Raw genomic sequence first — 12,420 nt, forward strand, 5'->3', positions numbered from 1 at the left:
ATTTTATGTGTTCTTCTTGACCAGTCACCAAATGTTAAAAAGAAACTCCTCCATTTTAAGGAAAAAGGAGGATGTTAAGTTATGCGTAAAAAGTGTAGCGTATGTTTATGGGTTCTTGCTTTATTATTGAGTTGCTTATCTGGGAAGTCTGCGTATGCTGCAATTGCAAAACATATTTTGAATAGGATATTCGCCATAACGTATTTTTCCAATACCGTAAAAGACATATGAAGGAGAGGAAAAAATGATATCATGCGTAAAAAAACCAATTTGTGTATTATTGGTATGTTTCACTATGCTGTCAGTAATGTTAACCGGTCCATGCGCTACTGAAGTTTTGGCAGCAAGTGATGTAACAGTTAATGTATCTGCAGAAAAACAAGTGATTCGCGGATTTGGAGGAATGAACCACCCGGCTTGGATTGGGGATTTGACAGCAGCTCAAAGAGAAACTGCTTTTGGCAATGGACAGATTCAGTTAGGCTTTTCAATCTTAAGAATTCATGTAGATGAAAATAGAAATAATTGGTACAGAGAAGTGGAGACTGCAAAGAGTGCGATCAAACATGGAGCAATCGTTTTTGCTTCTCCCTGGAATCCTCCAAGTGATATGGTTGAGACCTTTAACCGTAATGGTGATACATCGGCTAAACGGCTGAAATACGATAAATACGCCGCATATGCGCAGCATCTTAACGATTTTGTTACCTTCATGAAGAATAATGGTGTGAATCTTTACGCGATTTCGGTCCAAAACGAGCCTGATTACGCTCACGAGTGGACGTGGTGGACGCCGCAAGAAATACTTCGCTTTATGAGAGAAAACGCCGGCTCGATCAATGCCCGCGTCATTGCGCCTGAGTCATTTCAATACTTGAAGGATTTGTCGGACCCGATTTTGAACGATCCGCAGGCTCTTGCCAATATGGATATTCTCGGAACCCACCTGTACGGCACTCAGATCAGTCATTTCCCTTATCCTCTTTTCAAACAAAAAGGAGCGGGGAAGGACCTTTGGATGACGGAAGTATACTATCCGAACAGTGATAACAACTCGGCGGATCGATGGCCCGAGGCGTTGGATGTTTCACATCATATTCACAATTCAATGGTAGAGGGAGATTTTCAAGCTTATGTCTGGTGGTATATCCGAAGATCATATGGTCCTATGAAAGAAGATGGTACGATCAGCAAACGTGGTTACAATATGGCTCATTTCTCGAAGTTTGTGCGTCCCGGCTATGTAAGGATTGATGCAACGAAAAATCCTAATGCGAACGTTTACGTGTCAGCCTATAAAGGTGACAACAAGGTCGTTATTGTTGCCATTAACAAAAGCAACACAGGTGTAAACCAAAACTTTGTTTTGCAGAATGGATCTGCTTCTCAGGTATCTAGATGGATCACGAGCAGCAGCAGCAATCTTCAACCTGGAACGAATCTCAACGTAACGGGCAATCATTTTTGGGCCCATCTTCCAGCTCAAAGCGTGACAACATTTGTCGCAAATCGTTAAGGGTACCTAAGGCACGTAACTCATAGAATGTCTGAATTTGCGATTTTCTGATAGGGAAATCGCTTTTTTTATATCTTTCATCGTTTTGAAGCTGCATGCTTATTGCCATTTTAAATGCGGAAGGCATCAGCTTGTCAAGGAGATATAAATTAGGGGGAGAAGAAGGATGTACAACAGCAAAGCTTATATCTCTAGCTTTTTCAGTTTACATAATATATATTCTAGGAAGTAAACAAAATAAATGAATTTCTGTCTCAATATAAAAGTATACTTAAGTTAGTGAGACAGAAAATGAAATTTTACAGTTGAATCTCTAATCAAAAAAATGGCGTAGTCAATCCATAATAAACCGCTTCTAAATCTTCCAGCGTCATATCGCCATATGCACATTTGATAACCGAGTCCGCAAACACATCGTAGTCATAATCTGTAGAAAAACCTTGCTGCAGCTGTTTTTCGTAAACTTCGATCTGTTCTTTTTGATTTTGGATGTCTTTTTCCTTACCTGGATAGTCCGGACCATTGATCACATCATTCATTTCTTTGAACAGCACCATATACTGTTTCAATGTTTCATCCACAATGTAAACCTCCTTATTTGCTGTATAAGATGATGAAAACGGACATCATTATTGCTGATGTCCGTCAAAAGCATAACTATTTGGGTTCTGTACCCCAAATCAGTTTTCCGTGCTTATATAATGTGATTTTTTTCGTTGTTTTAAACGTATTTGATTGGAAAAAGGAATAATCCCCGTTTTGTGCATAATTGCTCCAGTCATCATTATGAAGACGAAGCTGAACGTCCCCGGTGCTTGCTCCCGGTGACAGCGTTCCGTTTTTAAAACCTAGTTCCAGATAGGCATCTGCGCCTTGCTTAGGTTTATGTAACATCATAAACTTGTGTGTCACATTGCTGCATCCGATCTGCGCGTAGTCACAGTCATAGTTTTGGCCTTTGTTTTTCGCGTTATACCAGTAACGGACAGTGACATCTTTTAAACCAACCGTGGTGCTGCCATTATTTTTTATGTGAATCTGCGGTCGTATTTGGTTGCCGGTCACACTTCCATCACCTGCTCTGTATTGCACAGAGATACTGTTTTTCTGTGTCGGTTTATCTTGTGTTGGCGTTTCAGGACTGTCCTTTGTCGAATCTTTGGTGCCGAGAATGTTTTCTCTTACGAATGTTCCTGAAGCGGATAAATCGGTCAACGGCCAGCCGCCTGTTTTAGATGCTCCCGGCTTTAAAGCTGAAGACGATTCCTGCTTATCAGAAAGATTCCAGTTCACCCAGCTGATATTCTTGCTATTGAGATAATTCAGCCATTCCCGCGACTGGTCAAGAAATACTCCGCCATTTCCGGAAGCATCACTTGTCCCCCATTCCGTCACAAAAATAGGCGCTCCTTTGCTGAGGGCATAGTTTGCTTTATCCCGTAAAAACTGGCCATGTGTGCCGGCATAAAAATGAAGCGCGTACATGACATTTGCATCCTTTAGCTGATCATCGGCAGCATCATTCACATCCTGGCTCCATGTACCGGTTCCGACGATGATGAGGTTGTCGGGATCATGTTTACGGATAACGGAAATCACTTCTTCCGCATACGGTTTAATATCACGCTTCCAGTTCACATCGCCGTTTGGTTCGTTCGCAATTTCATAAATGACGTTTGGCGTGTTTCCGTAAAGGCTCGACATTTCCTCGAAAAATTCTTTTGCCTTCTCTTTATTTTGATTTGGATTGCCGTCATTTAAGATATGCCAGTCAATGATGACATATACCCCAAGCTCTTTTGCCGCTTCAACCGCTTCTTTCACTTTGTTTTTCACAGACGGATTATCAATATAACCGCCGTCTGCCGTATACATTGCCGCACGGAAAACCGTAATGCCCCAATCGTCTCTCAGCCATTTTAAGCTGTCTTTATTGACGAAATCGCCATACCATTGCAATCCGTGTGAACTGATCCCCTTCAGCTGTACCGCTTTGCCGTCTTGATTGACTAGCTGTGTACCTTTTATGCTAAGCTGGCCATTTATGGATACTGGCGTTTTTGCCTCTGCTGCAGATGCTTCTGGAGCCGCCAAACCGCCGATTGCTAATAATGCAATGAATAAACATACGATTAAGATAGAGACTGAACGTTTCATATATGATATTTTCTCCTCCTTTAAATTATATAAAATATGCCTAGTAACTCACCGCTCTCCCTCCCTTTCGCTTTTTAGCACGGACTCATTGTAAAAATCTTTCTCACGATTGTCTATCAACCTAATTTCTTGTTTTTAGACGGCTTAAAAGCCTGTCTATTTGCTCTTTTTGTCTTATCTCAGATACAGCTGACACATGCGGAACCAAAGATAAAAGTGTTTAACCAGGACTTTACACGTTATTTTTTTATGAAATCAAAACATTCCGCTTCTTTTGGGCAAATAAAAAGCTGCATTCAATGAATTGAATGCAGCCGTGTTCTTATGCTTCTTGTTTCTCATCTTCCCAAGTTTCAGCGTTTTTCAGGCCCGGGATGTTTTTCGCTTTGAATACAGGATCTAATCCTTGCTTACGCTGTTTCGCGTAATCTTTATACACTTTATAAGCAACGTTTGACAGCAGCGCAATAACAATTAAATTAATCAGCGCCATGATACCCATAAAGAGGTCCGCCATATCCCAAACGATTTGGAAGCCAGATAAAGATCCATAGACAACCATCGCAATAACAGCGATACGGTAAATATTCAGCCATGTTTTGCTTGTTTTAATAAATTCAATGTTTGTCTCGCCATAATAATAGTTTCCGACAACCGAACTGAATGCAAACAAGAACATTGCGACTGCGATGAAGCTAGGCGCCCAGCCTCCAATATGATGATTAAGGGCAGCCTGCGTTACTTGGATACCATCACCTTTTGGTGTTACACTATACAGCAAAATAATGAACGCTGTGGACGTACATACGATAAATGTATCGAAAAATACGCCTAATGTTTGAATAAAGCCTTGCTTTGCCGGATGCGATACATGAGCCGTCGCAGCCGCGTTCGGAGCGCTTCCCATTCCTGCTTCGTTCGAGAAAAGTCCGCGCTGAGCACCGATAACGATGATGCCTCCTAATCCGCCGCCGACGATTTGCTCAATACCGAAAGCATTTTTAACAATTGTTGCGATAATGCCAGGGAATGCCGTTATATTGGTAATAACGACAAACAAAGCAATGAGGATATAAATGCCTGCCATAACCGGCACAATTAGCTGTGATACAGCTACAACACGTTTCAAACCGCCAAAAATGATAAACGCAGTTAAAGCTGCCAGAACGATGGCTACAACTATTTTGTTTACATGGAATGCGCCATCCAACGCCCCTGCAATTGTATTCGTTTGAACAGCGTTAAAGATTAAACCGAATGAGACCGTAATTAAGACAGCAAAAACAACGCCAAGCCATCTGACCCCAAGACCCTTTTGGATATAGTAGGCTGGTCCACCGCGGAAGTTATCCCCGTCCTTCACTTTATAAAGCTGCGCTAACGTACTCTCAACAAAACTTGAAGCCATCCCTACAGCAGCTACAACCCACATCCAAAATACAGCGCCCGGTCCGCCTGTCGCAATTGCTAAGGCTACACCAGTCAAATTCCCTGTGCCGACTCGGGATGCGGCCGAAATAAAGAATGCCTGCATAGATGAGACACCTTTATTTCCTTCTGGTTTCTCCCCTACTATTCTGAACATTTCAATAAAGTAACGGAATTGGATAAAACCAAAACGTATGGTAAAAAACAATCCAAGCCCTATTAAAATATAAAATAGGTAATTCCAGATGAAATCACTTGGAATATTAATTAAACTGTTGAAAAATGACCCCATATTTACCTCCCGTTTTCATCAATTCATGGTGAATTCAAATTTGATGTTAGATTTTTTAACATAACGAGTCTTATTATATCACAATATGTCGAATTAGGAAGTTTTTTCGTGAAGATTATTGTTCTAGATTGAAGTTCACGCCTTCGGTCTCTCTCTATTATTTTCCTATGAATAGAAATATTTCTTATAAGCTTGCATTTTAAAAAGAGTTCTCTTTTAAAATATTAGAATTTCTCCCCTGACACTTTCTGTTTCCTTTGATACATAAAGTCATAAATCCTAAACAACAAACATATCATCTAAAATGCGTTTTTATTCACATCTTAGACCGGGTATACATACACTAATAAAAGAAATTTCTCTTTCAAAAATAAGCAAAAAGATATATACTTAACAAAGTGAACTTTATTTTTAAATTTAATAAATCAGGTTTACTTTTAGGATGGATTAGGGTATTATTATAAAAATATTCAGTAATATTAAAGGGGGGAAGATCATTTGAAAAAGGTAACGATACTGAAAGCGTCCATCTTGTTCTTGGCGATTGCCAGTTTTCATTTGTTCTCAATTCCCCATGCCTTTGATATTGGCCATCATTATAAAGCTGTAGCCGACCAGCAGGAAATGCATGAGATGAAAGTTGGGCAAAATGCAGATGATGAAAAGAAATCCATCACAGGAGCATTTGCGCTGACTGCTTTATGGGCAATGGCTGTTCTGCTTATAACCGCTGAAAGCAAAAATACGGGTTACTCCCGCAGGCGCCAGCGGAAAAAAAGCTTTATACTGGCCAAATTTTATCAATCGTCTTATTTCGGCAAACTTCATGTTCAACATCACCCGATTATATAACGAAAATATGAGGAGGCTGTTAAACATGTTGTTTATCTTAAGAATGGTGATTTTAGGCTTATTTTCTTTCACAGCACTGAATTTATTTGTATGGCAAGGAATCGAAGTCATTCATGCCATGACAGATCTTTTCTCCAGCCATGAAAGCTGATTAAAAAACAAATGAAACCCGCTCGCATAATGTGAGCGGGTTTTTTATTATTGTTCTGTATGAAGGCGCCAGACAGCCGTGACCTTGCCTGACTCCTCTTCATCAATAAAGAAAGAGCCATTGCTGTATCTGTCGTTTGTCCGGAAGTCTTTTGCCTGCAGTTCTTTTCTGTCACCTTTTTCTGTTTCAGCCATAAATCGCTGATGAAGACCGCAAGCAAACAATGCTGCGACTCGGTGAGGGTTCTTCTTCAGTTCCCTTAGCATTACGACACCGCGTTTTGCGCGGGATGTTTTTTCAAACTCAGAAAGGCTCATGCGTTTCACCGCTCCCCGCTGAGTGAACAATACAATTGAATCGGATTCTTGAAGGATCTCTCCGGAGACAACAAAGTCATCTTCTTTTAGGTTAATCCCTTTGACACCTGCCGCACGTGCGCCAACTACATTTACTTCGTCTTCTCCAAACCATAGGCCGTACCCTAGGTGAGTGGCCATAAAGATCTGGCTTTCCCCATTTGTCACATGTACATCAATCAGTTCGTCTTCACCCTTGAGATTTAAGGCCACAAGCGCTTTAGAATAACGCTGTGCTTTATAATGGGTGAGTTCTGTCTTTTTCACCATGCCGTTTTTCGTGAAGAACAATAGATACGCCGACGGGTCAAATTCTTTTATCGGTATGGCCTTTACAATCGTTTCATCACGGTCAATGGTGATCATATTTGAAAAATGCTGGCCCATGTCCTTCCATCTGATATCAGGCAGCTGGTGAACCGGACAATAGATGTAGCTTCCTTTGTTCGTAAAGAGCAGCAGCACATCCGTCGTATTCATTTCAAACTGATGCAGCATCCTGTCCGTATCTTTCATTCCGAAATCTTGACCGTTGGAAGCGGCAAATGAGCGCTGGCTCGTCCGTTTTAGGTAACCATCCTTCGTAACGGTCACATATACGTCCTCAGACGCTACCATGACTTCAAGGTTAATTTTAATTTCCTCAATTTTTTCTTCAATCACAGAGCGTCTCGTGTCTGCATATTTCTTTTTCAGTGCTTTTAAGCTGTTTGTGATCACTTTTAACAGCTTTTTATCATTGCTCAGAATGGATTCGAGCTCTTCGATTTTTTTGCCGAGCTCTTCTGCCTCTTCCTTCAGCGCTGTGATATCTGTATTAGTTAAACGATATAGCTGCAATGACACGATGGCTTCAGCCTGAGGCTCTGTAAAATTATATTTCGCTATCAAGTTGTTTTTAGCGTCACGTTTATCGCTTGAAGAACGGATCGTTGCAATGACTTCATCCAAAATGGACAAAGCTTTCATGAGACCTTCTACGATGTGATGTCTGTCTTTTGCTTTTTGAAGCTCGTAGACAGACCGGTTTGTGACGACTTCCTTCTGGTGGCCGATATATGCATCCAAAATAGACGGCAGGCTCATCAGCATCGGACGGCGGTTATGAATGGCCACCATATTAAAGTTATATGTGATCTGCAAATCGGTATTTTTATATAAGAAATTCAAAATGCCTTTGGCATCCGCTTCTTTCTTCAGTTCAATGACCACTCTCAGCCCTGTCCGATCCGTTTCATCGCGAACCTCTGAGATGCCCTCAACCTTTTTATCAAGGCGGTACTCGTCCATTTTTTTCACAAGATTTGCTTTGTTTACTTCAAATGGAATTTCCGTAATGACAATTTGTTCTCGTCCGCCTCTGATGGATTCAATTTCAGCTTTTCCGCGGATAATGATTTTTCCTTTTCCGGTTTCGTATGCTTTTCTTATCCCGTCAACGCCTTGAATAATACCGCCTGTCGGAAAATCAGGCCCTTTAATGACTTCCATGAGTTCATCAACAGAGCAAGATGGCATTTGAATACGCTTAATGACAGCATCAATGACTTCTCCCAGATGATGAGGGGGAATGTCGGTCGCGTATCCTGCTGATATCCCGGTAGATCCGTTGACCAATAGGTTAGGAAACATCGCCGGGAGTACAACAGGCTCCTTGCTTGTATCATCGAAGTTCGGCACAAATTCAACCGTATTTTTGTCAATATCCCGAAGAAGCTCAGATGCAATCGGAGATAGTCGTGCCTCTGTATAACGCATGGCTGCCGGGGGATCTCCGTCGATGCTTCCGTTGTTCCCGTGCATTTCGATTAACACATTTCGCACTTTCCAATCCTGGCTCATCCGCACCATTGCTTCATAAACCGAACTGTCACCGTGCGGATGATAGTTACCGATAACGTTACCGACCGTTTTGGCTGCTTTTCTGAAGTTTTTATCAAACGTGTTTCCATCTGTATGCATCGCATACAGAATTCTGCGCTGTACCGGCTTTAAGCCGTCTCTTGCATCAGGAAGCGCCCTGTCTTGAATAATATATTTACTGTAGCGTCCAAAACGGTCGCCGATGACCTCTTCTAATGGTAAATCATGAAATAATTCTGGCTGTGACAATCATTAAACCTCCTCAGCGACCGATAAGTTTTCATTTTCTAAAATATTGCTTTCTTCATCTAAGCCGAAAGCGACGTTTTTCTCAATCCACTTTCTGCGCGGCTCTACTTTGTCTCCCATTAACGTCGTCACACGTCTCTCTACACGTGCCGCATCGTCGATTTTGACTCTTACAAGCGTGCGGGACTCCGGATTCATTGTCGTTTCCCACAGCTGGTCTGCGTTCATCTCTCCAAGACCCTTGTATCGCTGAATGGTATATCCTTTTCCGACTTTTTTCAGGACATCATCCATCTCTTCATCAGACCATGCGTATTCAATGATTTCCTTTTTCCCGCTTCCTTTGCTGACCTTATATAAAGGAGGCAGTGCAATGAACACCTTGCCATGCTCAATGAGCGGCTTCATATAGCGATAGAAAAAGGTGAGAAGCAGCACTTGAATATGAGCGCCGTCGGTATCGGCATCTGTCATAATGATGATTTTGTCATAGTTGATGTCATCGATTGAGAAATCCGCTCCGACACCCCCGCCAATCGCATGAATGATCGTATTGATCTCTTCATTTTTAAAGATATCAGCAAGCTTAGCTTTTTCCGTATTAATGACTTTACCGCGTAAAGGCAGAACCGCTTGGAATCTGCGGTCTCTTCCCTGCTTAGCTGACCCGCCTGCTGAATCACCCTCAACGAGATACAATTCATTCTTTGCCGGGTTTCTCGAACCCGCAGGCGTCAGCTTCCCGCTTAATGTCGCTTCTGATTTTTTTCGTTTTTTGCCGCTTCTTGCTTCTTCACGGGCTTTGCGTGCCGCTTCGCGCGCCTGGCTCGCTTTGATTGCTTTTTTAACAAGAAGCGTTGCAGTATCCCGGTTTTCCTCTAAAAAGTAAGCAAGCTGCTCTGAAACAATCGCATCAACCGCTGACCTCGCTTCACTAGTACCGAGCTTTCCTTTTGTTTGTCCCTCAAATTGAAGAAGCTCCTCAGGAATGCGGACAGAAATAATGGCTGAAAGCCCTTCCCTTATATCAGTGCCTTCAAGGTTCTTATCCTTTTCTTTCAGCAAAGCCACTTTTCTCGCATATTCATTAAAAGCACGTGTCATCGCAGTTTTTGCACCTGACTCATGAGTCCCGCCGTCTTTTGTTCTAACGTTGTTAACAAACGATAAAATGTTTTCAGAATAGCCGTCGTTAAACTGGAACGCAAAGTCTACTTCTATTGAATGATGCTCTCCCTCAAACGAGACCACTTCAGACAAGACGTCTTTTTCCTCATTTAAGTAAGCGACAAACGCTTCTATGCCGTTCTCATAATAAAAGACCTCATGTTGGTCATTGCGCTCGTCAATCAGCTCAATTTTTAATCCTTTTAACAAAAACGCAGATTCTCTTAAGCGCTCAGAAAGCGTTTCAAAATTATAAGTTGTTGCGCTGAACATCGTTGGATCTGGCTTAAAGTGCGTAAGCGTTCCTGTCTTTTTTGTTTTGCCGATCTTTTCAAGAGATGTAACCGGTTTTCCTCCATTTTCAAATCGCTGCTGATAGACGAAACCGTCCCGCTCAATCGTAACCGTCAGCCATTCAGATAAAGCATTCACGACTGATGCACCAACTCCGTGCAGCCCTCCGCTTGTCTTATAGCCGCCTTGGCCGAACTTTCCTCCGGCATGAAGCACCGTTAAAATCACTTCAGGGGTTGGTTTGCCGAGCTTATGCATTCCGGTCGGCATGCCGCGGCCTCTATCCTGGACAGAAATACTGTTGTCTTTATGTATTTTGACGATTATGTGATCTCCATGGCCGGCAAGCACCTCGTCGACAGAGTTATCTACAATTTCATAAACCAAGTGGTGCAAGCCACGCGCGTCAGTAGAACCAATATACATACCCGGCCTTTTCCTGACGGCCTCAAGGCCTTCGAGCACCTGTATGGCATCTTCGTTGTAATCAAATTGCTGTTTTCTAGCCAAACGTACAAACCCCTTTCAAAAACTAACATTGTCTTTCTCTTTTTCAGTGTTACGCATCAATTGTATAAAGTATTTGTTAAAACCTTGCCTCGAGCCGGTACTGCCTTGGACTCCCCATTATAACCAATATGTTCACAATCGCAACATAGAGCTAACGAATCAGTTCGCAAAACATCGGCTAGTGCTGTTTTTACACTATGAGAACATATGTTTGTTTATTATATATAAAGCAGCAGACCTTCGCAAATCGAACGGCCGAAACCCAGCTAGACAAGGTATTCAAAAAAAGCTGTTCAAGCTTTATTGTATCTGTTTCACCGTAATACGCAAACAATATCTTAAAATTAAAAAGCAAAAATCCTTGAATTCACAAGGATTTTTGCAGTTCTGCACCTATTTTGTTACAGCGTGCGCCACTTTTATGCACAGATCCATGATAACCGTTCTGTCTTTTTCTTTTAGCATCTGGTAAGCTTCTTCGTTTACCAGCCCTTGCTGTGCCCAAAATACTGGGGCATCTGTCTCCAAAAACTCTTCCGCCACGCCTGGCAGCTGTTCTGAGCGCCGGAATACATTGACGATGTCAATTGGACCGTCAATCTCTTTTAAAGATGAAACGGCTTTGACACCAAGCGCCTCATCGATTGTAGGATTAACGGGAATGATTTCATAGCCCGCATCCTGCATCGCTTTGGAAACCATATGCGACGTTCTATCCGGCCGGTCTGAAAGCCCCACTACTGCAATTCGCTTGCTTCTTTCAAGAATCTCTTTAATTTCCGCTTTGGAAGGGTTTTGCATCATGTACCACTCCTTTTTCATCTATTTTACATGATCAAAATGTAAGAAATCAAAATATGATGCATGTTTGATTGAATTTGCAAGCAAACTTTAAAAAAACTTATCATCAGATTATGATATCTCATGTTAAAATAGAAAGAAGGGACTTTGAAAAAGGAGAAATGTAGATGTTAATTGCTTTATTGATTATTTTGGCCTACTTGATAGGCAGCATTCCATCTGGCTTAATTGTGGGCAAGCTTGCCAAGGGAATTGATATTCGGGAGCACGGAAGCGGCAACTTAGGCGCTACCAATGCATTCCGTACGCTGGGCGTAAAAGCAGGTTCGATCGTGATAGCCGGAGATATTTTGAAAGGGACGCTGGCAACTGCATTGCCATTTCTCATGCATGTTGATATTCACCCGCTTCTAGCAGGGGTCTTTGCAGTTTTAGGCCATGTGTTTCCCATCTTCGCTAAATTTAAAGGCGGCAAAGCCGTGGCAACGTCCGGAGGCGTTTTGCTATTTTACGCACCTCTGTTATTTATCACGATGGTTGCGGTATTCTTTATCTTTTTATACTTGACTAAATTTGTTTCTCTGTCATCGATGTTAACAGGGATCTATACTGTTATATATAGTCTCTTTGTCCATGATAAGTATTTATTGATTGTCGTTACCCTGCTCACTATTTTTGTGATATACAGACACCGGGCGAACATTAAACGAATTATCAATAAAACAGAACCTAAAGTAAAATGGTTATAAACCTTCTCTTTTGACACAGAATAGCCTAATACGTT

10 protein-coding genes and 1 pseudogene are annotated in these 12,420 nt (G+C 41.9%); 5 read left to right on the forward strand and 6 right to left on the reverse strand.

Going from position 1 to position 12,420, the window contains the following annotated elements; genetic code table 11:
• Nucleotides 1–81: 81 nt before the first annotated feature.
• A pseudogene (locus tag KHQ79_RS09025) lies at nt 82–183 on the forward strand (hypothetical protein); the annotation flags it as partial.
• Nucleotides 184–244: 61 nt separating this feature from the next.
• Nucleotides 245–1,516, forward strand: a complete 1,272-nt coding sequence (gene xynC, locus KHQ79_RS09030; protein ID WP_225514912.1) for a glucuronoarabinoxylan endo-1,4-beta-xylanase XynC — start codon at nt 245–247, stop codon at nt 1,514–1,516.
• 317 nt (nt 1,517–1,833) lie between these two features.
• Here the strand turns inward: xynC and KHQ79_RS09035 are convergent, their stop codons facing one another.
• The 3 genes from KHQ79_RS09035 to KHQ79_RS09045 all read right to left on the reverse strand — a co-directional run bounded on the left by KHQ79_RS09035 (nt 1,834) and on the right by KHQ79_RS09045 (nt 5,393).
• Nucleotides 1,834–2,097 (reverse strand): YnfE family protein, encoded by a 264-nt coding sequence (locus tag KHQ79_RS09035; RefSeq protein ID WP_019258537.1) that lies wholly within the window; start codon nt 2,095–2,097, stop codon nt 1,834–1,836.
• A 76-nt stretch (nt 2,098–2,173) separates the two neighbouring features.
• Nucleotides 2,174–3,673 carry a cellulase family glycosylhydrolase gene (locus KHQ79_RS09040; protein WP_225514914.1) on the reverse strand — a complete coding sequence of 500 codons (1,500 nt, stop codon included), beginning with the start codon at nt 3,671–3,673 and terminating at the stop codon, nt 2,174–2,176.
• Between the two features lie 322 nt (nt 3,674–3,995).
• Nucleotides 3,996–5,393, reverse strand: a complete 1,398-nt coding sequence (locus KHQ79_RS09045) for an alanine/glycine:cation symporter family protein (protein WP_003238169.1) — start codon at nt 5,391–5,393, stop codon at nt 3,996–3,998.
• A 498-nt stretch (nt 5,394–5,891) separates the two neighbouring features.
• Between KHQ79_RS09045 and KHQ79_RS09050 the strand changes: the two genes are divergently transcribed.
• On the forward strand, nt 5,892–6,245 hold the full coding sequence (locus tag KHQ79_RS09050) for a hypothetical protein (RefSeq protein ID WP_019258534.1): 354 nt from the start codon (nt 5,892–5,894) through the stop codon (nt 6,243–6,245).
• A gap of 25 nt (nt 6,246–6,270) precedes the next feature.
• Nucleotides 6,271–6,396: a hypothetical protein gene (locus KHQ79_RS22225; RefSeq protein ID WP_003238174.1), complete on the forward strand. Its 126-nt coding sequence runs from the start codon at nt 6,271–6,273 to the stop codon at nt 6,394–6,396.
• Nucleotides 6,397–6,443: 47 nt separating this feature from the next.
• On the opposite strand, the gene parC is transcribed toward KHQ79_RS22225, so the two are convergent.
• The 3 genes from parC to KHQ79_RS09065 all read right to left on the reverse strand — a co-directional run bounded on the left by parC (nt 6,444) and on the right by KHQ79_RS09065 (nt 11,636).
• A complete protein-coding gene (parC, locus tag KHQ79_RS09055) occupies nt 6,444–8,864 on the reverse strand; it encodes a DNA topoisomerase IV subunit A (protein WP_225514916.1) in 2,421 nt (806 codons plus the stop codon).
• A gap of 3 nt (nt 8,865–8,867) precedes the next feature.
• Complete coding sequence (parE, locus tag KHQ79_RS09060) at nt 8,868–10,835, reverse strand: DNA topoisomerase IV subunit B (RefSeq protein ID WP_019258532.1); 1,968 nt, start codon at nt 10,833–10,835, stop codon at nt 8,868–8,870.
• Between the two features lie 393 nt (nt 10,836–11,228).
• The gene (locus tag KHQ79_RS09065; RefSeq protein WP_032732000.1) at nt 11,229–11,636 is read right to left on the reverse strand and encodes a CoA-binding protein; all 408 of its coding nucleotides are present in this window, start codon (nt 11,634–11,636) and stop codon (nt 11,229–11,231) included.
• Nucleotides 11,637–11,803: 167 nt separating this feature from the next.
• Between KHQ79_RS09065 and plsY the strand changes: the two genes are divergently transcribed.
• Nucleotides 11,804–12,385 (forward strand): glycerol-3-phosphate 1-O-acyltransferase PlsY, encoded by a 582-nt coding sequence (plsY, locus tag KHQ79_RS09070; RefSeq protein ID WP_003238179.1) that lies wholly within the window; start codon nt 11,804–11,806, stop codon nt 12,383–12,385.
• Nucleotides 12,386–12,420 lie beyond the last annotated feature (35 nt).

It is taken from the genome of Bacillus sp. TSO22 (assembly GCF_020223595.1).
In the GTDB taxonomy this organism is placed as follows: Bacteria; Bacillota; Bacilli; order Bacillales; family Bacillaceae; genus Bacillus; species Bacillus inaquosorum.

Bases quoted from the DNA above. Each gene is read 5' to 3' on its own strand.
- xynC (WP_225514912.1), top strand. From the start codon at position 245: ATGATATCATGCGTAAAAAAACCAATTTGTGTATTATTGGTATGTTTC.
- KHQ79_RS09040 (WP_225514914.1), bottom strand. From the start codon at position 3,673: ATGAAACGTTCAGTCTCTATCTTAATCGTATGTTTATTCATTGCATTA.
- KHQ79_RS09045 (WP_003238169.1), bottom strand. From the start codon at position 5,393: ATGGGGTCATTTTTCAACAGTTTAATTAATATTCCAAGTGATTTCATC.
- KHQ79_RS22225 (WP_003238174.1), top strand. From the start codon at position 6,271: ATGTTGTTTATCTTAAGAATGGTGATTTTAGGCTTATTTTCTTTCACA.
- KHQ79_RS09065 (WP_032732000.1), bottom strand. From the start codon at position 11,636: ATGCAAAACCCTTCCAAAGCGGAAATTAAAGAGATTCTTGAAAGAAGC.
- plsY (WP_003238179.1), top strand. From the start codon at position 11,804: ATGTTAATTGCTTTATTGATTATTTTGGCCTACTTGATAGGCAGCATT.